Origin of the sequence: Cellvibrio sp. (genome assembly GCF_046347455.1) — a bacterium.
Classification (GTDB): domain Bacteria; phylum Pseudomonadota; class Gammaproteobacteria; order Pseudomonadales; family Cellvibrionaceae; genus Cellvibrio.
The window spans coordinates 14448-39646 of record NZ_JAXMGC010000007.1; the positions used below are offsets into that span (position 1 = coordinate 14448).

Annotated in this window: 22 protein-coding genes; 6 read left to right on the forward strand and 16 right to left on the reverse strand. The window is 45.9% G+C overall.

The annotated features are described in order from the left end of the window. Positions 1–274: 274 nt before the first annotated feature. The 4 genes from U1F02_RS13040 to U1F02_RS13055 are packed head-to-tail and all read right to left on the reverse strand — an operon-like array spanning position 275 to position 3185. Positions 275–1039 (reverse strand): DUF2063 domain-containing protein, encoded by a 765-nt coding sequence (locus U1F02_RS13040; RefSeq protein ID WP_409990843.1) that lies wholly within the window; start codon positions 1037–1039, stop codon positions 275–277. Further along, positions 1036–1878: a DUF692 domain-containing protein gene (locus U1F02_RS13045; RefSeq protein WP_409990844.1), complete on the reverse strand. Its 843-nt coding sequence runs from the start codon at positions 1876–1878 to the stop codon at positions 1036–1038. The genes U1F02_RS13040 and U1F02_RS13045 overlap by 4 nt, the downstream gene beginning before the upstream one ends. 15 nt (positions 1879–1893) lie before the next feature. Further along, on the reverse strand, positions 1894–2127 hold the full coding sequence (locus tag U1F02_RS13050) for a hypothetical protein (RefSeq protein ID WP_409990845.1): 234 nt from the start codon (positions 2125–2127) through the stop codon (positions 1894–1896). Between the two features lie 47 nt (positions 2128–2174). Continuing rightward, positions 2175–3185 (reverse strand): nuclear transport factor 2 family protein, encoded by a 1011-nt coding sequence (locus tag U1F02_RS13055; protein ID WP_409990846.1) that lies wholly within the window; start codon positions 3183–3185, stop codon positions 2175–2177. A gap of 232 nt (positions 3186–3417) precedes the next feature. Between U1F02_RS13055 and U1F02_RS13060 the strand changes: the two genes are divergently transcribed. Then, positions 3418–5496, forward strand: a complete 2079-nt coding sequence (locus U1F02_RS13060; protein ID WP_409990847.1) for a winged helix-turn-helix domain-containing protein — start codon at positions 3418–3420, stop codon at positions 5494–5496. A gap of 55 nt (positions 5497–5551) precedes the next feature. Here the strand turns inward: U1F02_RS13060 and U1F02_RS13065 are convergent, their stop codons facing one another. Next, a complete protein-coding gene (locus U1F02_RS13065) occupies positions 5552–9712 on the reverse strand; it encodes a molybdopterin-dependent oxidoreductase (RefSeq protein ID WP_409990848.1) in 4161 nt (1386 codons plus the stop codon). A 389-nt stretch (positions 9713–10101) separates the two neighbouring features. Here U1F02_RS13065 and U1F02_RS13070 point away from each other — a divergent pair, with 389 nt between their 5' ends. Then, positions 10102–10335, forward strand: a complete 234-nt coding sequence (locus U1F02_RS13070) for a hypothetical protein (RefSeq protein WP_409990849.1) — start codon at positions 10102–10104, stop codon at positions 10333–10335. Between the two features lie 91 nt (positions 10336–10426). Here U1F02_RS13070 and U1F02_RS13075 read toward each other — a convergent pair whose 3' ends face one another. The 5 genes from U1F02_RS13075 to U1F02_RS13095 all read right to left on the reverse strand — a co-directional run bounded on the left by U1F02_RS13075 (position 10427) and on the right by U1F02_RS13095 (position 15450). Beyond that, a complete protein-coding gene (locus U1F02_RS13075; RefSeq protein WP_409990850.1) occupies positions 10427–10891 on the reverse strand; it encodes an NfeD family protein in 465 nt (154 codons plus the stop codon). A gap of 41 nt (positions 10892–10932) precedes the next feature. After that, the gene (locus U1F02_RS13080; protein ID WP_409990851.1) at positions 10933–11904 is read right to left on the reverse strand and encodes an SPFH domain-containing protein; all 972 of its coding nucleotides are present in this window, start codon (positions 11902–11904) and stop codon (positions 10933–10935) included. A gap of 245 nt (positions 11905–12149) precedes the next feature. Continuing rightward, positions 12150–13115, reverse strand: a complete 966-nt coding sequence (locus tag U1F02_RS13085; protein WP_409990852.1) for a PDR/VanB family oxidoreductase — start codon at positions 13113–13115, stop codon at positions 12150–12152. After that, the gene (locus tag U1F02_RS13090) at positions 13112–14092 is read right to left on the reverse strand and encodes an FHA domain-containing protein (RefSeq protein ID WP_409990853.1); all 981 of its coding nucleotides are present in this window, start codon (positions 14090–14092) and stop codon (positions 13112–13114) included. Before U1F02_RS13090 ends, U1F02_RS13085 begins: the two co-directional genes overlap by 4 nt. 2 nt (positions 14093–14094) lie before the next feature. Beyond that, positions 14095–15450: a serine protease gene (locus tag U1F02_RS13095; protein ID WP_409990854.1), complete on the reverse strand. Its 1356-nt coding sequence runs from the start codon at positions 15448–15450 to the stop codon at positions 14095–14097. Positions 15451–15785: 335 nt separating this feature from the next. On the opposite strand from U1F02_RS13095, the gene U1F02_RS13100 reads away from it, so the two are divergent. The 3 genes from U1F02_RS13100 to U1F02_RS13110 are packed head-to-tail and all read left to right on the forward strand — an operon-like array spanning position 15786 to position 17438. Further along, entirely contained in the window at positions 15786–16532 is a 747-nt protein-coding gene (locus U1F02_RS13100) for a DUF6249 domain-containing protein (protein ID WP_409990855.1), read from the forward strand. A 4-nt stretch (positions 16533–16536) separates the two neighbouring features. Next, positions 16537–17079 carry an RNA polymerase sigma factor gene (locus tag U1F02_RS13105; RefSeq protein ID WP_409990856.1) on the forward strand — a complete coding sequence of 181 codons (543 nt, stop codon included), beginning with the start codon at positions 16537–16539 and terminating at the stop codon, positions 17077–17079. Continuing rightward, the gene (locus U1F02_RS13110; RefSeq protein ID WP_409990857.1) at positions 17076–17438 is read left to right on the forward strand and encodes a hypothetical protein; all 363 of its coding nucleotides are present in this window, start codon (positions 17076–17078) and stop codon (positions 17436–17438) included. The genes U1F02_RS13105 and U1F02_RS13110 overlap by 4 nt, the downstream gene beginning before the upstream one ends. A 120-nt stretch (positions 17439–17558) precedes the next feature. Here the strand turns inward: U1F02_RS13110 and U1F02_RS13115 are convergent, their stop codons facing one another. From U1F02_RS13115 to U1F02_RS13140, 6 genes are all read right to left on the reverse strand, one after another. Continuing rightward, positions 17559–17993: a CBS domain-containing protein gene (locus U1F02_RS13115; protein WP_409990858.1), complete on the reverse strand. Its 435-nt coding sequence runs from the start codon at positions 17991–17993 to the stop codon at positions 17559–17561. Between the two features lie 166 nt (positions 17994–18159). Then, positions 18160–19590: a hypothetical protein gene (locus U1F02_RS13120; protein WP_409990859.1), complete on the reverse strand. Its 1431-nt coding sequence runs from the start codon at positions 19588–19590 to the stop codon at positions 18160–18162. Between the two features lie 37 nt (positions 19591–19627). Then, positions 19628–21883 (reverse strand): DUF3857 domain-containing protein, encoded by a 2256-nt coding sequence (locus U1F02_RS13125; RefSeq protein ID WP_409990860.1) that lies wholly within the window; start codon positions 21881–21883, stop codon positions 19628–19630. A gap of 16 nt (positions 21884–21899) precedes the next feature. Next, positions 21900–22895: a Gfo/Idh/MocA family protein gene (locus U1F02_RS13130; RefSeq protein ID WP_409990861.1), complete on the reverse strand. Its 996-nt coding sequence runs from the start codon at positions 22893–22895 to the stop codon at positions 21900–21902. A 68-nt stretch (positions 22896–22963) separates the two neighbouring features. Then, the gene (locus U1F02_RS13135; RefSeq protein ID WP_409990862.1) at positions 22964–23254 is read right to left on the reverse strand and encodes a hypothetical protein; all 291 of its coding nucleotides are present in this window, start codon (positions 23252–23254) and stop codon (positions 22964–22966) included. Between the two features lie 134 nt (positions 23255–23388). Beyond that, on the reverse strand, positions 23389–23970 hold the full coding sequence (locus U1F02_RS13140) for a gluconokinase (RefSeq protein WP_409990863.1): 582 nt from the start codon (positions 23968–23970) through the stop codon (positions 23389–23391). A 130-nt stretch (positions 23971–24100) separates the two neighbouring features. On the opposite strand from U1F02_RS13140, the gene U1F02_RS13145 reads away from it, so the two are divergent. After that, complete coding sequence (locus U1F02_RS13145) at positions 24101–25132, forward strand: LacI family DNA-binding transcriptional regulator (RefSeq protein WP_409990864.1); 1032 nt, start codon at positions 24101–24103, stop codon at positions 25130–25132. The last annotated feature ends 67 nt before the right edge of the window (positions 25133–25199 follow it).

A 25199-nucleotide genomic window follows, 5' to 3' on the forward strand; every position in this document is an offset into this window, starting at 1 on the left:
CCGGAGGCTCTCCATTACATAACAGTTGCCTGAATATCGAAACGAAGTTCAGAACACCTGATGCACCTCCATACTATGAGCGAAATTTTTTATTGTAATATGACTATAACGAGGTGGGTTTGTAATATATGGTGGGCTTTGTGCACGAAGCTCAAATAAGTTGACGTATGTTGTGTTTGGAGATTTGTTAAAGAGCGCGCAAACTTGAGCTTGGTATTTTTGTTCTGAGCAGTTATAGATGTGTCTTTTGTGGTTGCGTTAAAAAGTCTTTTCGTCATTTTGAGGGTGGTTTTGCCTGGCATATGATTGCTAGGTCGTTGTTCGCAAGCATGCACAATATGTCGAAGATTTTTGGCTTATATGTTTCGTTGATTTGTTCGCCTAATTCATTCGATAGTAGTTCAAAAACCTGCGAGTAATTCATGTTTTCATTGGCCTCTAATAGCTGGAGGATGCGTAAGCTTAAATTATCGGTTTCTAAAACTTCCAGTTGGTCATTTCTATTTCTGTATACAAGTAGATGGGTTGGTATTGCTGGTGATATTTTGGGTAAATAATCTTTATCAATAAGATGTACGGGATAAGCATAGGTTAATCCGACGACAAGCGGTGAGGCTTGCCATAGAGAGCTTTCATTGGGTGTGGTATCGGCTGGTTCAGAAAAACTTACATCAGCTATGTCGACGGCTAACTGAATCCATTCAAAATGCATAAGTTCAATAATAAAAGTGTGGCCGGTGGAGCGTGATTTTTGTGCGTTAACGAAATAAGCTAGGAACTCTTGGCAGATCTCCAAAAAATAAGGTGTTTGCGAGGGATGAATCTTAATGAAATCACGAATTAGGGTTTCCCAGGCGTCTTCAGGAAGAATGCTTTTTGTTATCGGATATACATCTGCGATACATTGGTTAATATTTTTGTAAACCAAATCCCGATAAATTTCCTGCTGTCTGGGCATTATATTGTCTGTAGTTTCTCTGTTTGCTGCTCCGCGCAAATATTCAGTGAAAGCTAATTGAGTTTGTTGGAATGTTTTCATGTTTTCTGATTGTTAAATTCTACTTGGTATTGGATTATTTTATTTAGCTCCTGCAAGAGCGTATCATTCGGTGGAATATTGTTTTCACGCTCCAGTAATGTTGGCTGCACACCAAACAGCGAGTAAGAAACCCGTAATAAGTTCCAAACATCGTGTGATACCGATGTGCCGTGGGTGTCTATATAGAAGTCTTCTATTTCGGTATCGTGCCCAGCGATATGAATGTAGGCTGTTCTTTCACCGTGCAATTTTTCCAAAAAGTCGATTGCATCGTACTGATGGTTGATGCTGTTTACATACAGGTTGTTTACATCTAGCAGTAACGCACAGTCCGCCTCATGCAGTACCGCATTAATAAATTCCCATTCGGCCATTTCTTGTTGAGGCGCGTAGTAATAGGTAGCGTTTTCGATCGCAATGCGCTCGCCAAGAATATCTTGGGCTTGGCGAATGCGTGCTGCAACATAATGAACAGCATCCTCGGTAAAGGGTATGGGAAGTAATTCGTAGAGGTTTCCGGTGTCGCCGGAATAGCTGAGGTGCTCGCTGTAATAACGAATGTTGTGCTCACCTAAGAATTTCTTAACTGCTTTTAGTAAATCGATATTCAGTGGCGCAGGCGATCCCAGTGAGAGCGAAAGACCATGGCAAACGAACGGAAACTTTTCTGTATAAGAACGTAATTGTCCGCCGAGGCGACCGCCAACATTGATCCAATTTTCAGGGGCAATTTCAAGGAAATTAATATCCTTGCTGTCTAGGTGTGTCAGTTTGTCCAGTAGGCTGCGATGCAGGCCTAAGCCTGCACCGCTAACAGGCGCAGAAAACTTGCTATTCATTTTCGTCTTTAGTGATTAGTGTCCACATCCTCCTGAAGGGCGGGGAGCTGATTGCAGTTGTTGAGCACGTTTTTTTTCTGCGGCTTTTTTCTTTTCAGCGGCTATGCGAGCTGCTTCCTCGGGGCTGAGGTTTTGTTGTGTTGTGGCTTCTGCCTGCGTGGGATTGTTTGCGCAAGATGTTAGGCTCACACTCATCACAAATGCGGCGCTTACTGCAATGGCTAAGGGTGTAGTGAGTAATTTGTTCATATTTGTCTCCGTTTGAATCGATATAAAAATGCATTTCATTGTTGAGGTCAAAATTGATCGGCTAATTTTACATAGTAAAAATCCCTCCCATTCCTATGCATAACGAGTTGAGTTGTTTGATTTTGCTCTCCCAGCAGAAAATCAATTTGAATTTCTGCTTCCTTGATAAAAAATGAAGTGGTTGAATCTGCATGCAAAGCAATGGGAGCACCGCCAGTTCCTTGCGCTATTAATTGATTATTTTCATGCTTAATGAGTAATTGAAAATCAGGCGTTAGTTGATAAAGACCTGCATATTTTTTTAGGGTGTCATTATTTAGGATTAGTTCTTTTCGTTCTTTATTGATTTGTGCAATTTGCTGGCTTGGGGTTGATATTTTGGGGGCACCGTCCCAGTGTTCCGCTAATTTCCCATTTTCGATACGAAACATATCCATTCCGGTAGTGGTGTAAAATTTACTTCTATCTATGGGATCTTGATGTGCTTGCGCCCAGGTGAGTACAACCAAATCTCCTTCAGCGACAATTGAAACCAAAGGGCCTTTGATTTCCTCGGCAATGTCCTTTAGTGTTCCTCTACTAAAGTAATCAACAAGTGCTGCGCGACCTGTTCCAATATTGGGATTATGCTGAATGTAGGTTTCGGTCATGTATTGCGCTGCAAGCTCCACATGCCCTGCTTCTATAAAGCTGCGCCAAAAGTCATAAGCTAGGATTTTGTTGGCGGCGAGTTGGGGGTCTGTGCTTGCCAGCATGGCTTTATGATCAGCATTAGCGGCGACTGGAACCTGTGCGTGTGCCGCGTAAGCGCATAGGTAAATGAATATTGCGAGTGCAAAGTCGGTTGCTTTTAACTTGTCGCCGGCTCCGGTTAAGCGCGACTGGCGAGCACTAAAACCTGCACTGCTAGTTGCAGGTGAGCCGCGCGGGGCGATTTTTAGGCTGCGCAGGCTGTACAAAATAGCTAAGGCGATCGATGGTTTGCTTGTACCTCCGTTGCCACCCTGACTACTTGAACTGCTTTGAATCCCCGATTTTAAAGGAAGGCACATTTTCATTTTTTTGTTTCCTTTTGTTAAGTAATAAATTCACTGCGAGCAAATGGCACTTGCGAAATTTATTGGCTTGGCAAAATAATTTGGAGTCAATGCAATCCTCATGGTTTACTAGTGATGTGAGTAAGCTCGGTTGCAGCTGCATTAGGCGAAAATGTGGTGGGCATTACCATTAAGATAAAATAATGAAAATATTTATTTTTTATTCCTATAAAAATCAAATGGATAGGCTGGTGTGAAAATTTCAATTTCCGATAAATTTTCTTTTGATAAGATTGTTGTCGATCCAAAATCTAATACGATTTACCTAAACGGCCTTGAAAAACGCCTTGAGCCCAAGCTGATTAGCTTGCTGTGTCTGTTGGCTGCGCAGGGGAGGGATGTGATTTCGCGTCAAGATATAACCGAAGCGATTTGGCCTGATGTAGTTGTGGGGGAGGAATCCATTACTCGCGCTATTTTTGCATTGCGCAATGCCTTGGGTGATGATGCGAAGCAACCAAAATATATAGAGACCATCCCTAAGAAAGGCTATCGCTTTTTAGCTGATGTAGACGTTCCTAATGAAACTCCAAATATTGCATTACCTGAAGGTGATGTCAGTGTTAGTCCTGGCAAGTCAACTCGATATATCTATTTTGTCGGCCTGGTGCTTTTGATAATCGCCGGATTCGTAGGGTTGAGCCGCCATGAAAAGCCGAGTATGGAAATAGAAAGCATATTGCCGCTAAATAAAATGGAGGGAGTAGAAAGATCTATTAGCCTAAGTGCTGACGCTAAGAGGTTGTTATTTGTACACGAGAGCGACAACACAAATGATCTTTACAGTCGTGATCTGCAGGATGCCAAAGACAGCTTGTGGGTGAGTGATGAGTTTGTGAAATGGTCACCTGTTTGGATAGATGAGAATACTATTGCCTATGTGCGTCGGCACGGTGGTGAAATTCAAATTCTGCGTAATTACCGTGACCAACCTCCGCAGGTTCTCTACGTTTCTCATAAACCTATTTTGCAGTTGGCTATGCTTAAGGGCGATTCAGAAAATCTTTTCTTTTTGGAGTTTCAGAATAATGAACTTATCGAGTTGAAGTCGCTTAATTTGCGTAACGGCAAACAGCAAAACTGGCGCGACCTTATTCCAGAGCTGCCCAATAAGATTAGTCAATTACAGTATTCGACTCAGTCAGGGACCTTGCTTGCCCTCAAGGACCAATATGAAAGCCCTACAGTTGTCGCGTTAGACCTAAATAAAAAAGTGGTAGTGCCTGTTGAAAGGCGGTTTAGTGAAATCCGTCGGCTGGCTGCGATTAATGATTCTTCTATTCTGGTTGTGGGCACAATAGGAGCAACTGAAGGGATTTGGCTTGTGGTGTACCAAAAGGCTCCGCAGTTGGTGCTTAGATCATCCGGTTCGGAAGAGATTTTTGATGTGCAAATTGATGTTGATAAAAAAATAATTTTTTATGCCAATTTGCAGAAAAATACAGATGTGGAAACTGTTTCAGTTGCCACGCAGGAGATAAGTTCTTTACCTGAATTAAATTCCAGTGGAATAGATACCAACGCCAGATTTGCCAACCAAAACAAGCTTGTTTATTTTGTGTCCAATCGCACTGGGTATTACGATATTTGGGTCTATGATGTTGAATCTAAATCAGTAAGACAGGTTTCAAACCTGAATGCATTGTCGATTAGTTCTTACGCAATATCGCACGATGGTAAGCGTGTTGCTATCGGCTATCGTGCAAGTGATTTATATCTGGGGGTAGTGGATAGTGAGACGGGGAAATTATTGAATCATGTTAAAACTCCGTCACATCGCCACCCGCTAGCGTGGAGTTATGACGACAAAAACATATATGCAAGCGAGCATCAGACAGTAGTCAATCTTTTCAATTATGATTCAGTGACTTTGATGCAATCCCTGTTCGCGGAGAAGTCTGGTCTTTATGTTAAAGCTTTAGATGACACCTCATTGATATATGTGGACTATCAGCGACATGCATTGGTTGAGCGAAATTTAAAGACGCATCAAGAAAACGTTTTGCATGATGCTATTCCTGATTTGTTAGATCTTGTTCCAGGTAAAATTAAACTCAATAAGGTTAACGATGGGTTTTATTCAAGTTGTCAGGTGGAGAGAGCGTATAAAACCTGTTTGTTTTCTTTATCTGCAACTAAAAAAGATCCTGTTGTTGTAAGCAACATAAGCCGTTGGCAGATGTACGATATAACCGAGGATGGAGAAACCATGCTCGTTGAAGATGTAAAGCCCTCATCTGGCGATATTATGAAAATGCAGCTGCGGGATTAGGGGCGTTAAACTTTGCCTGTAACTCTCGAGTAAACGGGCAAGGCGTTAATTGACTCTAATACACATCTCTCACGTAGCGTTTTTCCATGTTTAGCTTGCGCATATAGTTCGCAGTCTCGGCATCATCGAGTTTTCCGTGCTGTTGAATAATGTTGCGCAGTGTATTGTCTACGTCTTTCGCCATACGGCTCGCGTCACCGCAGACGTAAAAATATCCACCTTCATCGTTAATCCAGTGCCAGATTTTTTCGCCGTTTTCGCGCATGCGATCTTGCACGTAAATTTTTTGTTGTTGGTCGCGTGAGAACGCCAGGCTTAACTCGGTAAGTATGTCTTGCTTTTGAAATTCTTCTAATTCGTCTTGATAATAAAAATCTGTAGCGGCGTGTTGCTCTCCGAAGAACAACCAATTTTTACCATTGTCACCGCGTGCGCGACGCTCTTGCAAAAATCCGCGGAAAGGTGCGACGCCGGTGCCGGGGCCAATCATTATGATGGGCAGATCGCCGTCAGTAGGTACGCGGAAATTTTTATTGGTTTGAACGAAAATAGGAATATCAATTCCGTTGGCGCGATCTGCTAAAAAGGTTGAGCTCACGCCTTTGCGATTTTTTTTGCCGTTAAAGAATCGTTCATAACGCACTGCCGAAACGGTAAGGTGAACTTGCTGCGAAAATTCTTTTGAGCTGGATGCGATAGAATACAAGCGCGGTTGTATAGGTTTTAATAGTCGCATAAATTCGTCAACACTGCAGTGAATCGGGAATTCGTGAATCACGTCGACTAATTGGCGGCCATACAACCAAGTTTGCAGTTCGGATTTGTTTTCGCTTTCCAATAATGCAGATAGCTCCTTGCTTTTAGAGCGCTGTGCAATAAATTGCAGTGCTTCATTGCTGGGGCGACAAATTTCGAAATTCTTTTGTAATGCTTCGTGCAATGATTTTTCGTTAGCGTCCACGATGACGGGGGCTTCGCGATTTAGTTTTAAAGCGGCGGCCAGTTCATTGACGAGATCGGGACAGTTTTGTGGCCATACACCAAGTGCATCACCTGCTTCATAGCTTAAGCCGCCTTCTTGGTTGCCAAGTGCACCTAAATCAAAACCGAATTGGCGCGTGTCTTTGGTGTTGCTGCCAGTGTTGAGACGTTTGTTGATCACCAAGCGAGACAGATAAGGATTGCTTTTGCTAAAGCCGCTCTCGGCTTTTTTGGTGCTGCTGGTTGTTGAGCTTGTCATGTTGGATGAAGTCTCGGTGGGCAGATTTGCTTTGAGTGCTTCAGTGAGTTTAGTAAACCATTCGCTGGATGGAGTCTCAAAATCTGTATCGCAATCCATGCGCTCGGTAAGTGGTTTTGCGCCAAGTAGCTTTAGGCGAGCAAATAATTTTTTGCCGTGGCCGCAGAATTGATCGTAATTGGAGTCGCCCAGCGCGAGTAGTGCGAAATTTAAGTGTGTGAGATCGGGTGCGGAATTGTCGCTCAATTGCGCCCAAAAATCACCACCTGTGTCGGGTGCATCTCCGTCGCCGAAGGTGCTCGTAATAAAAATAGCATGTTTATCTTTCGCGAGTTTTTCAATGCTGTAATCATTCATAGCGTGCAGATTAACGTTCCAATGTGTTGCAAGTTGCCCGGCAAACTTTTCTGCGAGTGATTCAGCGTTTCCTGTTTGAGATGCCCACAGTAGTGTGAGCGAGGGTTTGGTTATGGTTTCATTTGCGCTGACGCCTACGGGGAGTGTGCGGCTGAATAAACCTGCCAGTAAACCATTCACGTAAACTCGATTGGCAGGGCTGACGGGGCAGTCTTGCGGAAGTGTAGGCACGGCGTTGATGTGTTTTGCGCTCGCGGTTAGGCCTCCAATAAAGCCGCTTAAAAATGTTTTTTCGTCCAGCGAAAGTTCTGGGGTGGCCACCGCTTTTAAGCCGAGTGTAGTGGCGAATGTGTCGATCAGTGTCATGCAGGTTTCCTCGCTCGCTGCGGCAAAACTATTTTGGGGGCGAGTTGAGTGTGTGATGCTCGAATGTTCGATGTGAGTATCATCGGCAAAAACTTCTACGCGCTTGAGTGCAACGGCGCAGACTTTTAATTCTGGTTGTTGAGATATTTCATCAATCGTATCGCTTGTGACAGCATTGATGGCTAGGTTCTCTCCGTAAATATCGTTCCAGTGGAAAGTTGTAAAGCATGCGCCCTGTAAAACGCGATCAGTGACTACGGCTGGTAAAATGGCGTAACCACGGCGTGATCGTATCTCAACTTTGTCCTTATTTTTTATACCGAGTTCTGCAGCGTCTTCCGGGTGGATTTCTACAAAGGGCGCTGGGTTTAATTTGTTGAGTGTGGCGATTTTTCCCGTCTTGGTCATGGTGTGCCATTGATGTTGTAGGCGACCGGTGTTGAGGATAAATGGAAAATCGCCGTCGGGCATTTCTGCAGCATCGACATGTGGGCGAGCAAAGAAATTGGCTTTACCGGTTTCTGTTGCGAATAACAATTCGGGCTTGCTGCCATCACTAAAAACTTTTAGCGGCTGATTGATGCCGTTGTTGATGTAGCGAATCGGATTGCGGTCATTTGCGGTTTCATCTGCACAGGGCCATTGAATAGATTTTTCGCGCAAACGTGAATAATTAATCCCGCGCAAATCGTAACCAGTTTTTGGGTTATAACTGCGTTTGATTTCGTCGAAAACATCTGCAGCTGACTTGAAGTTAAAGCCCTCGGCAAATCCCATTTCTCGTGCCACGCGCGCGATGATTTCCCAATCGGCCAAGGCTTCGCCGGGTGGCGGTAATGCCTCTTGCATAAGGGTGAGGTTGCGCTCGGAGTTGACCATTACCCCTTCGGCTTCCGCCCATAATGCGCCAGGTAAAAGTATGTCGGCGTAGCGATTGGTTTCGGTGTCGAGGAAGGCGTCTTGCGCGATTACCAGTTCTGCTTTTTGTAATCCTTCGATAACGATTCTGCGGTTCGGAACGCTGGCGACGGGGTTGGTACAAATCACCCAGCAGGCCTTGATCTCGCCCGCGGCCATGCGCTCAAACATGTCGACTGTGCCTTTGCCAACTTTAGTGCTAATACTGCCGCGTCCGATGCCCCACATGTCCTCGATAAAATTGCGATCTTGTTCTACAAGCAGGGTGCGCTGGCCGGGTAGGCCGGGCCCCATATAACCCATTTCTCTGCCGCCCATGGCGTTGGGTTGGCCAGTGAGCGAGAAGGGGCCGCTGCCTTGTGAGCAAATTTTTCCGGTTGCTAGGTGCAAGTTGCAGATGGCGTTAGTGTTCCAAGTGCCGTGCGTGGATTGATTTAAGCCCATGGTCCAACAGGTGATGAAATTCTTGGCTTCGCCAATCAGCTTCGCAGCTTTACGGATATCGTCTTCAGGTATGCCGGTAATTACAGCAACTTTATCGGGCGTATAGTCGGCCAAGAACTCTGGCATCACCTCCCAGCCTTGGGTGAACTGGGCAATGAAATTGGGATCTGTGTGACCGTTTTCTACGAGCAGGTGCAGCAATCCGTTCAGCAGCGCCAAATCAGTACCGGATTTGATTTGCATGAAGAGATCGGATTTTTCCGCAGTGAGTGTGCGGCGCGGGTCCACCACAATTAATTTTGCACCCGCTTTAATGCGATCCATCATGCGCAAATAGAGAATAGGGTGGCAGTCCGCCATGTTGGCTCCAATCACGAAGAAGAGATCGGTATGGTCGAAATCTTGATAGGAGCCGGGTGGGGCGTCGGAACCGAGGGAGAGTTTGTAGCCTGCACCTGCGCTTGCCATGCACAAGCGGGAATTGGATTCGATATTGTTGGTTCGCACGAAGCCTTTCGCGAGCTTATTGATCAGATATTGGGATTCGATGGACATTTGCCCGGAAACGTAAAACGACAGCGCATCCGGCCCATGCTCGTCCAAAATCGCCCGCAAACGTTTGGCGGTGGTTTTAATGGCTTCGTCCATCGGCGTTTGTACGGACTGGGATGAGCGATCTGGTCGCACAAACGCCGCTTCCATACGCCCTGACTCGCGCAGAGCCTGAGCACTGGTTTGGCCTTTGGTGCAAAGGCGGCCAAAGTTAGTAGGGTGGTTTTTATCGCCGCTGACTTTCAGGATTTTCTTGCCGTCGGTTTCCAACAGCATGCCGCAGCCAACGCCGCAGTAAGGGCAAACGCTTGAAACAGTTTTTGTAGGGGTAGAGGACATAAATGCAAAACTCCGAGTTGACGGAAGTTTTGCAAGTGGTATGCCACGCGGCTGAGAAGGTAATAAATGTTTCGATTTTCTATAAAATTGAAGCGAATGCTCGTAAAAAGCACCTGTTTTCTTCAGTTTAAAGAAAAGGCTTGGAGATATTTGGTTGAAAAGGACTGTTTTTAATGACCGCTATAGGTGCATAAAAAGGGAGTCTGTGCATGCTTTCGCTATTTTAAGGGGCGAAACGTCGGTTGGCTGATTGCTATGGCTGTACCGCGCTTTAATTTTTGTGTGCATTTGTGGTGCAAAAGGAGGGTTGAGTAGCACGTGTTTTCGGGTTGCCTAAGCTGACTTGAGCCTCTAAGCTGACGGCCTCTCAAATTGAGCGAATGTCTATCATGTTAAAAGTTCGAATCATCGCCGCTATTCTTGCCATCCTCTTAACGCTGATAACGATTTGGGCAGTGCCAAAGATTGCTTTTGCCTATATGACCTTTATGGATGGCCTAACACCCGAGCAGAGAACAAGCTATGGAGTTGCTCAAGCGATACTGGGCGCGGCTGTGGCTTGTTATGGCTTATGGTTATGGAAGAAGAAAGCTAAGAAGAAACGCGAAGATCAGCATAAGTAGATTGAAGCGGCTTGCGGTCAGATAACCGCGAGCCGGTTGTAGATTGAAGCTAGTAGATTGAAGCTAGTAGATTGAAGCTAGTAGATTGAAGCTAAGACAAAAACGGTTTTACTTTTAATACGGTGCCATCCACGCTGGTAACTTCAACTTGGCTCTCCGCGTTGATGATTTCTATATCGACTGCATCCAAGCGCGCCATCCATTCAATTCCCGAATAGCTTACACGGCCATCCACTTGGGTGATGGGCGCGGTTGCAATCAATATTTTCCCCACCATGTCGCTGCTGGTTTCTGGGCCGACTTCTTTGTTTTGCAATTTTTTCAGCGGTCCCCAAAGAAGTGCTGCGCTCGCTACTGATAAGCCCGCGAAAAGAACTACCGCCACGCTAAACGCGTGAATCAGCCCCAGCGAAATGAAGAAGCCGGTGAGCAAGCTGCCCAATGCCACAAAGAGCAATGGGCCACTAATGCCAAGCAGCGCGAGTTCGACTAACAGACAAATACCAGCAAGCGCGTAGAAAAAATAATCTTGATGTTGCGCAAAATAATCAATCACGGCGACGCTCCTGTTATTGATGAGATGAAAATTAGCGGAACTTAAGCATGGTTGATGGTGGATGAAACTGCCATAGCTTGCGCCACTGTGCTGGCAACATTGTCGCCGGTGCGACCATCGCTCAACACAATGGTGCCTTCCTTCGCGATAGCTTTATGGGCCTCAATGGTATTTTGCGCGAGCTTAAAGTTTACGGCGATGCGGCCATCGGGCGTTGCAGCAGCAGCGCCCACGGTTTGCAATGCTTCGGCGTCAGCGCTGGCAACCAGTTTGATCGCAGCTGCTTTACCCTCGGCTTCCAAAATTTGTGATTCCTTGCTCGCCATAGCGGCCAAAACTTGTTGTTCTTTCTCCGCTTCTGCTTGCAATACCACGGAGGCTTTTAAGCCTTCTGCTTTGGCGATAGCAGCAGCTTTCTCGCCTTCTGCGGTCAAAATAGCTGAACGCTTTTGACGCTCGGCAGCCATTTGTCTTTCCATGTCTTCTTTAATGGATGCAGGAATAGTGATTTCCAGTAACTCAAAACGCAAAACAATAATGCCCCAGGGTTGCGTTGCTTCTAGCATGGCTTTTTGAATTTCAGCGTTAATCGCGGCGCGGTTTTGGAAACATTCATCTAGCTCCATGGTACCAATGGCGTTACGCATGGAGGTCATAGCTAATTGTGTCGTTGCCAGCTTGTAATCGGTGATGTTGTTAGTTGCCGCTGCGGCATCAATCACTTTAATAAAAAGTACACCGTCAATCATAAGTGCGACGTTATCTTTGGTAATGGCCGATTGGTGTGGTACTACCAAGGTTTGTTCTTTGAGGTTGCGGTCTGCTGCAATCGAATCGACAAAAGGAATAATCCAGTTCAAGCCAGAGCTGAGGGTGCGAGTGTATTTCCCCATGCGATAAATAACGTAACCGCGGTTTTGCGGTACAAAATGAATACCTTTTTTCAAGGTGAATAACAGCACAGCCGCAATCCAAAAGGTGGGGTTTGAAACGAACGAAAACAGCGAATCCATAATGTGTATCCTTTGTCTTTTAGGTTATTGAGCGTGTAATGGATGCTTAGCGCAACAGTTATTTCCAATCTAAACGATGAATACGACATCCATGTGGCGCGAGAATATAAGTAATTCAGTGCTTTCGGCAAGCGAAGTGCGCCGGTAATTGGCGGGTAGATTTACCGTATGAAATGCGCAGTCCATATCGGCGTCTGCCCGGACGTTTATAAGCGGGATATGTGAATGTTCTCGAAAACTTATCGCTAAATCGCCAGAACCAATTTTTCGCTCTTGGCGCGTGACACGCATACGCATATGAGGCCTTGTGCTTTTTGTGTATCGCTTAACACGTGATCACGATGTTCTACTTCCCCGTCGAGCACTTTTAGTACACAGGTTCCACAATCGCCTACGCAACAATCAAAGCGAACGGGCGCTCCCGCATCACGCAACGCACTGAGTAGGGATTGGCCTGAATCTACCTGAATTAATTTGTTGGAGTAGGCGAGTTCTAGTAGAACCGCCTTTTCATTTTCCTTTGTTGAGGTGGAAAAAGATTCAAGCTGGATTCTATCTTTGTGAATGCCCAAAAGACGCGCGCTGGTTTCCATATCGTCTAGTAATTGGTTGGAGCCGCACGCATAAAAAAGTGTATTGCCCGTGGCGTCTGCAAGCAGATTCATCACGTCCAAAGGTTTGTTTTCATCCGCAGCATAAGATACCACTTGACGAGGAAAGGTCGCTTCCAACTCATTAAGAAAAGCCATGTCAGTTTTGCGAGTGCCTGCGTAATGCAGAACGAATCGGCGACCGCGTAAGGCTAGGGTATGTGCGATTGCTTTGATAGGCGCAATACCAATGCCTTCCGCTATTAAAACGGCTGGGCTTGAATCGGCATGCAACTGAAAGTTGTTAACAGGAATATCGCACTGAATATGAGTGCCGACGGTGAAGTGATTAAAAATAAAATCAGAACCACCACGACTTTGTTCTGCCTTTTGCACGGCGATTTCGTAAAAATCCCTCTGCGCAGGATTGCCGCAAATAGCATATTGTCTGGTTTCCTTTTTGCCAGATGGCATCTCTACCTCAATACAAATATGCGACCCGGCGGTCACCAACGGCAGTTCTTGATCCAAGGTATCGCGCAACTCGAAAGCGCGAATGCTCTGTGTGAGTTCGCGCACTTTGCTGACCCTTAGATTCAATCTTTTCTGTTCATTTATCATGGTTGCTTGCTGGCTTTTTTCTCAGCTTTTTCCTTGAGGGATTTGTCGCGCTCAGCATCAATTTCAACTTTCAGTTTTTGAACAGATTGTTGGAACTCATCCAAGCTGTGATCTCGACTGAGGCGCATCGCAGGCGGTAATGTTTCGCTCACGTACAGCTCATCGGCCAGCTTATTGGTAGTTTGATAATTGTGAAGCAATTTCAATCCCGAAATGGTCAGAGCTGAACAAATGCAGATCCATTTTATAAGCGAGCGTTTACGTGTGATTAAACCTAAATGGTAGTAAATAGTGGCGCATATAATCGCTACGGCAATGTGGCCTTTATAGAGTATGGGTGTTTCCCACGATAGGGAGAATCCTAAAAAGGTGTAAACATATTCTGCAAGTTGTGCGATGAGTAAACCGCAACACAAGATAAACAGATGACGGTTAAAATTAGCGGCGCCACCAAAAACGCGATTAGCCAAAGCCCACACACCGGACCAGGCCGCACCAGCAATAATCCAAGGGAAAATCGCCATGATGTAATCGCTGGCTTTGCTGTCGTTAATGTCGTTCAGCCAGGTTTCTGACAGCGAAAGAGCGCAAATAATCACGAGCGCACTAACGAGCATCCACCAAGAACTCCATTGTCCTCCTGTCGAATCGCTAACTTCGTCGCTCACCACAAAATGACTATCGCGCACGCGAATTTGGGTTTGACCGAGCCGCGCAAGGGTATTGCCATTGATATGCAATTGCGTGAAGCGCTTACCTTTTATCTTTATGCCATTGCGGCTACCTAAATCGCGCAGGCTGAGCATTCCATTTTCACTCAGTTCAATTTGCGCGTGCTCGGCAGCAACTTGGTCGTCGTCCAGAATAATATCGTTGGTGTAACCGCGGCCTATGCGAATGGGCAGGCTTGCGAATTTATGACGCGTTTGTACATCGCCGTTTGCATTAAGAATTTCAACAAAATAAAAGAGGCTCATGATTATTTAGCCTCCTTGGTTGATGCCTTTGCATCTTGATTTTTAGCGAATCCCGCCAGAAATTGCGATACCATCTTTTGGCCGTTTTCAAAGGAAACGCCGTCCACATCCAAACGGCTTTGCAGATTCATAAAGGATTCATCGGTACTGGATGTAAACAAAATAAAGTCATAGAGTCCGGCGAATTTTTTATAAGCCTGCACGCACACCACGGCGCGGCCGCTGAATTTATCCTTAGCGACAAAATCTTCCGTGCAGCGTGGGGTAGTGAGGTCTTCGTCTTTGATATTGCTATTGACGCGATTATTGAATGACTTGCTAATCAAATTGGTGAAGCGAAGTGAATTGAGCTGATCGGTTTGAACAAACTTGTGGTTGATGGAAAGCTGCCCTGTTTGCAAATCATTGGATACAAAAATTTCAGATTCCATGCGGCAATTGATCTGATCGGTTTTGTAGGTTTTTTCGCGCTTTGAATCAGAATTACCCCAGCAACGCACTTGCTCGGATTCACGTACAGGAACGGAATAGGGCCCCAGATTTTTTGAGGTCAACGGTGTTGCGAGTAGTGTGTCCACCATGATGTTTTGATGCGCTAATAATTGTTGGCCAATAATGTCTTTAAAGTCTTTGGGCGGTTTGCTGTCAGCGGTAATGCTCGCTACCAGCTTTTGCGCAAAAATTGCGGGTACCAAAAAGCTCACCAGTTCACCGTCGCGTCTGTGCGCCACGTTTATGCCTGCAACCTGGCCGTTGGCTTTCACATTGGGGCCGCCGCTCATGCCGGGGTTTACGGGGCCGGTAAACATAATTTGATCGCTAAAGCCGCGGTGGCTTAAACCGTTGTAGGTGCCCTCTGAAATAAAGAATCCCAAGTCTAAGGGGTTGCCCAGCGAATAGAGATGCTCGCCCTGTTGTAAGGGGGCCGGTGGATCAATCAAATTAAAAAAGCCCGTGCCTTGTCGATTAACACGCAATACAGCCAAGTCGTGCTGAACATCCACGGCGAGGAGTTCTATATCGCCACTTTTACCTTGAGTATCTTTGAATTCGCCTAAATAGGTTTCAGGCTCCAACGCAATTTGCGATACCACGTGAAAGTTAGTAATCACCAAATTGCTGGTGCCAATCAAAAAGCCCGAGCCCACGGCCGATTGGCTGTGGCCGTTCTTGAGCAACACGCGAATCTGCAGCAAATCGCTCTGTGCGGAAGCATAGAGTTCCTGAGCGGTGGACGATGGCGGGTTAGCGGGTGGCTCCGCTTCCTTAGGTGTGCTGGCGGGAGAGGATGAGCTTGAATCGGCAAAGGCTGGCAAGCACAAGCAGGCCAAAAGCAACGTAAGACGCGCAGAAATCATAGGGTTCCTTATGTAAAGGGCAACAAAGGGCACGAAAGAATAGGAGCCATGCTAAGTGATGGGGCAGCTGAGTGCCCATCAGTATGCCCAGACTGACCCGTAATGGCTATCTCAACCCGATTGCCAGCTAGGGCTTAACCTTCATTTGATCGCTTGATTCTTGCGAGTCACATCGACACAGGTAATGCTAGCTACTTATCGGCTCTAACAAAAATAAGCGATATCTGAATCCAAAAATGCCTTGGCTGTGTCTATAGAGTTAATCATTGAGCTAGCCTTTGCAGAAACCTGATTTTAAACGTTCGATTTAACACCTTATCCAAATGAGTGATCCTATGAAAAAGTCATACTTGGTTCATCAAGTTATACGCACCCTGACGCTAACAGGTTTGTTGCTGATGCCCTTTTCGCTCAGCCAGGCCGCCGAACTGGTGGGCAAGCCAGTGCCGGTCGGGGGTGGTTCGGTCACCAGCGCCGCATCAAGTTCGGCATCATCTGCACCTGTGCCTCCAGAAGCCCCCAATCCCTCGTCGGACATCGAAGCAGCACAGCAAGATATACATCAAGCCATGGAAGATATGCGTCATGATTTTCATCAGGATTTTGGTTCCGAATTCGATCGGTTCGATGTGAACTCGGCGATGATAATTCCCATTTTGGCCATATCGCTTTTGTTCGGCGGCCCGGTTCTTTTGATCATCGTGTTGGCCATCCTGCATTACCGCAACAAAGCGCGTCGCCAGCAAAACATTAACGCCAATATCGATAAGTTGCTTGCGGCGGGAAAAGACATTCCTGTGGAGTTATTGCTCGGTGAGGAACCCGCTGCAGTAAGGCGCACAGTGAATGGGCAGGTTACGGTTTACCAAGGTGCCGATGAAAACATGCGCAAGGGCGTTCGCAACATAGGTTTGGGCGTTGGCTGGTTGATTTTTTTGACCATCATGTTCGGAATCAAGATTGGTGCCTTTGGGTTTGTGCTTATCGGATTAGGAATTTCGCAAGTTATTATCTGGCAACTGTCGGGCCCGGCTCCCGCGAGCGCTAATCAGACTACCGATGTAAATCGGATTCAGGACTAACTGAATGTCCGTTTCCGATCAGGAATTGATTGCGCGCGTAGTCGCTAGAAAAGACCAGCATGCTTTTTCGCAGCTGGTTTTGCGCTACCAATCGCAGCTGCGCATATGGGCTCGCCGATTATGTGATGGCGATACTCATTTGGCGGATGATTTAGCGCAGGAAACTTTTATAAAAGCCTACGCCGCACTGGGCGCATTTCGCGCAGAAGCCAAGTTTTCAACCTGGTTGTATAGGATCGCCTTTAATATTGCAGCGAACCGTTGGCGAGGTAAGAAAGTTCAATGGTGCGAGTTAGATGACAATGAAGACGTAGAAGCCGAGTTATGCGAACTCAAACAATTCGATGCCAAGCGTGATGTAGAGGCCGCCATGCAACATCTTTCGGCTGCGCAGCAACTCGCGATCAGGCTATGCTTTGAAGACGGGTTTTCTCATGATGAGGCAGCGAGTATTATGGGTGTTCCTCGCGGTACATTAAAAACCCATGTCTCTCGCGGTAAACAAAAATTGCAAACACTGTTGGCGTCCTGGAGTCAGGTAGCATGATGAAACAAGATCCCCATTTCTCCGAAGATGAGCAATTTGAAAATTTCTTAAGCGCACAACTTAAGCAATCCCAGCCCTATCTAATGGATGATAATTTTTCCGCGCAAGTGATGGCTAAATTGCCAGCGAAAAAGAAATTGTCTGTGCGGCAAGAGCGCTTAATTATTGTTTTGCCTTTAGTGGTGATTAGCGTGCTGGTGCTCAGCCAATTTTCTTTGTTTGCGCTCGGGGTGAAGCTATATACACTTTTAGTGGCTGTTGATGTGGCGAGTTTAATGAAAATGGGCTTGGCGATTTCCGCGGTTGCTTTTAGCAGTGCATCTTACTGGTTTGCCAGGCAAGCAAGACTCTTCCAGTGAATGCCCAATATCTTCGCCATAAAAAACCGCGCTAGACGCGGTTTTTTATGGCGAAGATTGGGTGTTAAACCTCCTCGAGCAGCATTTTGTTTCGTTTCGAAAACCATACTCGAAAGTACCTTAGTAACTCTCTCCACGAATATATTGCTCCAACTGTTCAATAAGGTGTTTCTGCTCTTCCATAATGTTTTCTAACAAATCGCGGATAGAAAGCATGGCCAGAATTTTTCCCTTATCTACGACAGGTAAATGGCGGATGCGCTTTTCAGTCATTAATTGCATGCATACTTCGGTGCTTTGATCGGGGCTCACCGTGAAAGGTTCGGGAGTCATTATCTCTCGCACTTGCGTTGTTTGAGATGCTCGCCCCATAAGCGCTACTTTGCGCATATAGTCACGCTCACTAATAATGCCGACGAGCTTGTTTGATTCTGTAACGAGGAGAGCGCCTACGCCTTTATCTGTCATTAACTTGATGGCGTCCCACACGGTGGAATCAGGCGAAATGGTGTGAATGGTTGAGTCGCTGGAAAGAATATCGTTTACTTTTTTCATGGTTTCGCTCCCTTGTTTGGGCAAGATTATTCTTGTTGGATAAAACGAACCGCAGTAACACGATTTAGAGATTACCTATTGAACGCAGGCTTTACAAATATTTGTTGGTGTTACAGGTGAAACCCAATCTTTTGCTATTAACATCCAGTTTTATATAAGCGACTATTTAGTTAGCGTTCTGTAAAAAAAGACGTGCAAGCGGCCGCTCAATAAATCGGTAGGTGTTTTGGTTAAGGGCGGCAGTGAATTTGGTATGGGCTTGCGCTTTGTTGCCAGCCATTAAATCTCTGTAACCTGTGTAGAAAAAGTACTCGGTTTTTTCGCAGCTTGTATGCGCCAAGCCTTTTAAATCCGACGAACTTAATTTGTTCGTCCAGTAATCATAAAGCGCTTTTTCCCAAGAGTTTGCGGTAGAAATATTTTTTGTTAGCGTCCATGTTTGGGTTTGCGACTGCTGTGCAATGATGTCACTTTTAATGAGATCATAGACGTTAAACTTTTCGCGCTGCTTAACATAGTTCGCGAAACCTACAGCAGCATTTTTCCAATCGCCACTGTTCATATAAATTTCGTGATATCCAACGTCACTAAGGCTATAACCTTTTCCCACTGCGTGTTGTAGCAAATCCAAGGCTTGCTGGTGATAACCCAGCATGGAAAAGTTTTGCGCATTGATACCAATATTCGCACTCGTTGATTTTAAATCCAATGCGATCTTTGCTTCGTTTAATCCTAATTGATTCAGATTTAGATCGAAGAAGGATTGCGATAGTGCATGATGCAGTGCGGGATTATCGGAATTTAGCGGCATAGCTAACTGGTAATACTTGGTTGCTTTGCGAATGTCCGCCACATGTTCGTAATTACAGCCGCTAACTTCAGCGCGGTCATTATAGGTGTCCGCTATAGTTTGATATAGTTCGGACGAGTTGGTGATGCTTTCTTCCCCCAGTTTTAAGGTCGCCAAGGCAAGCGCAAAATATCTATCGTCAATATAAAGTTTCGCAAGTTGAATGTAGGACGTATCTGTTGTTGGAGATTCGCGAATCGCATCCAACAAAATTTCACGGAGCACTTGATGATCGGACTCCTTATCACGCTCCTGTTGTGCAACCACCGCCGCATATCTAGCCAGGGACGGCGGGTTCATATTGGTGTGCAAGGAATCGGGAAGCTGTATGAAAACTGCTTTGGCTTTCTCAAAGGCTTGAGAATCGCGGCTGCGCAAAGTGTTGTCGTAATAAATATTGTAAAGCGCTTGCAAAACGGCGTTATTGCCGGGGAATTGCTTGATCACTTCTTTCAAATAGGTTTCTGCAAGTTTTATTTCTTCGGCGTTCTTGGTTTTTATACCATTTTGCATATGAAGATAACCCAAGCTATACAGGGGTTCAGAGTTGCTGGGGTCTTTTTGTGCGCTTTGAATAAGCAGGCTTACAACATCCGAATTATTAAGCTTGCGAGATTCTTGAAACGCGCCCGCCATTTTGTGTGGACTAATGGCGGATAAATCCAAGGGCGCTTTTGGGGTACGGATATTTTCTTTCTCATTTGGGTGCGCACAGCTCGCAAGCAGTGCTGCAACCAAAAAGCTCATGAAAAAATGTTGAGCGCGCACCAATCACCTGCCCCTGTTAAAGTGAAAAGCCAAGTTCTTCGGCCTTGGCGAAAGATTTTTCCGACTCGTAAAGTTGGTTGTTGTAACCCTGAGCCAAACCGAGCATGTAGTGTGCCGCAGCATTTTTAGGCTCGCTTTTAACAGCTTCTTTTGCGTTCTCCAGCGCCTTATCGTAGATTCCATTTTTTATCTGAAGCTTGGCTAGAGCTACGTAACTTTCAGCTTTACCGGTTTTGATGGCTGTTTCTTTAAGTGCTGAAAGTTCAGCGGTATTTTTGTCATAGCGATATACAATTGACCATTCACTAGCCTCTAGTAGCTGATGAATCTGCTCGTAGTAACGTGCGTATTCCTCGGCTGAAACGCGCACAGACTTTATAACCAACTTTATATCGACAATATAATTGCCATTATCTTCTCGGCCATTTTGTTCGAGAGAGAAATAGGCATTATCAAAGTTTTGGCCTTGGCTGGTTACATTTACGCTATGGTTTGGTGTTGGCCGACCAAAAACGATATGGCTTGAAATCGTAAAGCCGGGATCAACTTCGTATTCCTGTACGCGGTCTTTGGGTTTGTCTATGCCGCGCAAATCGGTGAACAGATTGGTAAGTTGCGTAATATTAAATCCATAGGTAAGCGGTTCTGTTTTTCCGTTCCACACATTATTAAATTTGTATTTACCCGTGATATTAAAGCCCTGCCACAAACTATCCGCATTGTTGGCGGTGAGTTGAGTGACATCTGCAGTGGAATAAATATGGCCAATCATTTCGCGAAAGCTTTTGTCGCGTTCGCGCGAATATTGCCAAACACCGCGCAAGCGCTGCTCAAATTCGCCGCCTAACTTAATCGTAAAATTACCTTCGGTATTTTTACCTTCGAATTTATCGAATACCAAATCCATGTGTGCAAAATGCTTATCACTGCCAAGGGCGGGAATAGTCACAATATTTTGTGTTGCGTCATTCACGATTAGCGATGGCTGGCCTTCAAGTCCAATTGAAAAGCCGGGGAACAAACCTTTGTCTCCGCTGGTGTCCATCCAGATTTCTTCCAGGCCTGGTTGTGCTGGAATGTGAACGATCATGTGGTCAAAGCTAACGCTTGTGATTTTCATATCCGGAATGCCACGCGAGCGTGTGACAACGAGCGCAGGGTCGGCTTTTACACCCAATTTGCGCAACATGGTAACAGCGAGAATGGTTTGGTCCTTACAATCACCGTAACCGTTGGTGAGCACTTCAAATGCATTGTGTGGCTCATAACCGCCGCGCCCCACATGTGCAAATACGTAGCGAACTTTTTCTTGCAGCGTCTGGTAAACGGCTTTTACTTTTGCATCTGGTGTTGTGGCTTTTTTACCAATATCTGCAATGAGTTTGTCCAAATTTGCGTCTGTAACCACGTGAGGCGTGCTTAATTGATTTGCCCACTTTGCAATGTCTTGCCACGACTCCATAGTGCTCACACGCAGTTGTGTGCTGCGGCGTTCATCGCGCGGCATGGAGTCTTGTAATTTAATGCTAGGTAAGTTTTTACCTTTCCAGGTGAGAATTTGCTGATTGTTTTTTTCCTGGCGCGAATAATGAATACCCACGCTGCTCAAATCGTTACTGTAGAGCTTAAAGGATATTGGCGTTGTTACATTAAGCTCAGTATTGATGACTGCATCTGAGCGTACGCCTTGGCCGGCAGCGCGGCCTTCCCACCAATTCATACTAAAGCTATCGAACCATTGGTTAGGTACGATTTTTTTGGTATCGGTATATCGGTACTGAAATTCTATGACTGAGCCCTTGCGCACATTAGGTAAGGAAAAGAGCAAATCCTTTCTGTCCTGATAAAAATTTTCATCGCTGGGACTTTGTATTTGGGTTGCATCGGGTTTAATGCTATCCATGTCGCCTTCTGGGGTTCGCACATTTGCAAATTCCAGATTTATATCTTCATAAAAGCTGTTGAAGCTAATGCTGATTTGGCTGTAATCGCGGACGGCTTCGTCGCTATTGATATAAACCGCAACGTAGGAAACGGAATGGCTAAAATAATTTTCGTCGACCGTTATTTCGGTTTTGCGCTCAATAATTTCAGCTTCAGCCTTGGGGTCGCGCTTGAATTGCTTTAATAAGCTGGCGAGCGGTGGTGCTATGCGCACCACGCTTTTAGTCGAGCTGGTAATGGCAGGATTGGGTGGCGGTGGTTCAGCTACAACCTGAAGACATAGTGTTGCCATCAGGCCTGCAAGAATTGCCGCGAGTATTTTTTTCATAATGATCCTGAATGACTTATTTAATGGCTACCCAGCCGTCTTGTTTGGCGCTAGCAAAAATCGCGTCAATAACTTTCATATTTGCCAAGGCATCACTTAAAGCTGTGGGTACGGCAGTATTTGTGCGAATGCTCTCGGCAAAAGCGTCAGTCATTTCGGTGTAATGATTGCTCGCAGGTACCGTAATGTGTTCCACAACGCCGTCGAGCTTCAGTTCAATGTGAGTATCTGTACCGGAGTTTGGATTGTAAAAAGGCAGTGGAATATTAATAGTGCCTTTTTCGCCATAAATTTTGACATGCTGTTCGCTTTCAGTTTTAGTCGACACTGAAAAGGTTGCGGTACCTTCAGAAAAACTCATGATGGCTGAAGCGAGGCAATCCACATCTTGGCCCGGATAGGGTGTTATTTGCCCCACAACACGAGATGGCTCTTCGTTGAAAATTAAACGCGAGAGCGAAATACAATAACAACCTATGTCTAAGAGCGCACCGCCGCCCCAATCTACACGGTTGCGAATATTATCGGCTTCGTGATTGTTGTAAGAAAAATTAGATTGCACGCTGCGGATTTTTCCAATGCGACCTTCGCGAACCAGGTTTACCACAATTTTCCATTGTGGATGGAAGCGGTACATAAAGGCTTCCATGACGTGAACCTTTGGATGCTGTTCTGCGAACTTTATTAATTTTTCGGTATCGGCAACATCCAAACCTAGGGGCTTTTCACACAGCACGTGTTTGCCCGCCTCGATGGCTTTGATCGACCAAGGTACGTGCAAATGGTTGGGGAGTGGGTTGTAGATGGCATCTACATTGGGGTCTGCGAGTAAAGCTTCATAACTGCCGTGAGCGCGCGCGATTCCTAATTCTTTTGCAGCGAGATCTGCGCTTTCCTGAGTGCGCGATGCGATAGCTACCACTTCACCAAGCTTTGACATTTGAATTGCGGGGATGACTTTTTCACGACCGATCTTGGCGCTGCTGAGTACGCCCCAACGTAATTTTTGCATACTGATCTCTTAATTATGAGCAATGAAATGGAGAGCGCACTTATTGAGGTGCGCGTTAAAAATTTAGGTTATTGGCCTTTGTAGGAGTTTGCGATGTATTCGCGAGCATCTTTAGCGTTGTTGTAGCAAGCATCAAAATTTTCGGCCACTTGCATGGTGCGCGCTGCGGTAAGCAAGCTTAACGCTTTTGCATAGCTAACAGTTCCACCAAAACCTTTTGCTTTTGCTAGGGATAATTCTTTCCAAGCTGCATCGCTTTCACTCGCGCAGCTGCTGCGCATTTCAGGTTTTGCGGCGCAAGAAAAAACGAGAGCTGCGCTAACAGAAATAAGAACGACGAGGCTGAATCTTTGCAACATGAATAGCTCCTTTCGTAGGTGCCAATCGAAAGAGAAAACAAGCAGATGGTGGATTGGCAGAATGGGCTTATTGTGGCGATAAGTGACGGGCTTGCCAATAAGAGAATCAAGCCCTCGGGAGATTTGATGCGCGGTTAAGCTTTAGTGGAAGTGTTTAAATACTTATCTACTAAACCACAAGCTTGCTGCACGACTTGATGAACCGGCGGGCGAACATCCAGCAAGTGAACATCCGGCTCAGCTGTGGGGTCTTCCATGCTGGCGAATTGACTATCCAGCAGGGCGACGGGCATGTAGTGATTGGTGCGATGAACCATACGGTCGCCAATGGTTTCCTTTGAGCCGTCAAGATAGAGAACCAGTGTGCGTAAACCAGCCGTTCTCAATTCGTCGCGGTGCTTTTTCTTGAGGCCAGAGAAGGCCAAAACCGTGTGAATATTTTGCGCATCATTGCTTTGTAAACGCTGTTTGATTGCAGCAACCCAGGGCTTTCTGTGTTCATCAGTCAGAGGAATGGCTTTGGCCATGAGTGCGCGCGATTCAGCGCTGTGAAAATCGTCCGCATCTAAAAATTCATAGCCGTAAATATCGCCCAAAGCCTTTGCCAGCGTGGACTTTCCGCTGCCGGAGACACCCATAACTATAATGAGGTTAGTGCTTGATTCGGGATTGGAAACAGTAGGTTGAGAGGTCATTAAGGCCAGCCAATTGGTCATATTATTGTCAGTATGATAACACTGGTTAAATGATAGCGCAATCATCTATCTTGTGTTAAGGTGCGCTCACCAAACAAAAATTAACCATGCCGACCTCCGGCGTGACCTATCTAGCGGAGTTAGAAAAGCAATGAAAGTCGCTAAACCAGGTTCTGAAAAAAAGCTCACGCTTATCGACGTTGCTGTCGCTGCGGGAGTGAGTGCAATCACCGTTTCTCGTGTTATCAACCAGCCTGAAAAAGTATCTGAAGCTTTGCGCCAGCAGGTGCAAAAAGCCATCGACATGTTGGGTTACATTCCCAATCAACATGCCAGCTCGCTTGCGTCATCCAAGTCAAAAGTAATCGGGGTTTCTATTCCGTCACTATCAAACGTGGTGTTTACCGATGTATTGCGCGGCGTTTACGACGTAATGGGCACCGCTGGCTACAAGGTGCTGTTGGTGGATACGCATTATTCGCCGCTCGAAGAAGAAAAAATGATCCGCACGCTGCTGAGCCAGTCGCCAGAAGGGTTGATCATCACGGGCGGAGATCAAACGCGCACCTGTCACAACCTGCTGCAAAAGTCTCGCGTGCCCGTAGTGCAAATCATGGAGTTGTTAGAAGAGCCGCTCGACATGAACATCGGCTTCTCTCACTGGCAAGCCGGTTATGACGTTGTGACTCACTTGTTGGAAGAGGGTTACGAGCGCATTGGTTTTATTGCCGCGCGTATGGACCCGCGTGCGCAACAACGTATGTTAGGTTTCAAAAAAGCATTGGAAGACGCCGACAAATCTTGGAAGAACTTTATCGTCACCACGCCAGAGCCCTCATCCATATCAGTTGGATGTGAATTATTTAAAAGTTTGGTTGCTCTCACTGAAGGTGCAGTTGACGCGGTTTTCTGCGTAAACGATGACTTGGCGCTCGGTGCATTATTTGAAAGCCAGCGCATGAATATCAACGTGCCAAAAGATCTGGCGATTTGCGGCTTCAACGACATCGAAGCCTCGCGCTTTGTAAATCCATCGCTCACCAGCGTACAAGTAAATCGTTACGAAATGGGCGTGAAGGCAGCGGAGATGATTATTGATCGTTTAAATGGAAAGCTCGATGAGCCAAAAGTTGTTGATATGGGATATCAAATCAAAAAGCGTCAATCTTCTACGAATCGCTGATAGCAAACCTTAACAAGTGTTTTGCATTTTTACTGTGCAATCCGACAACACAATAACCATAACGGAG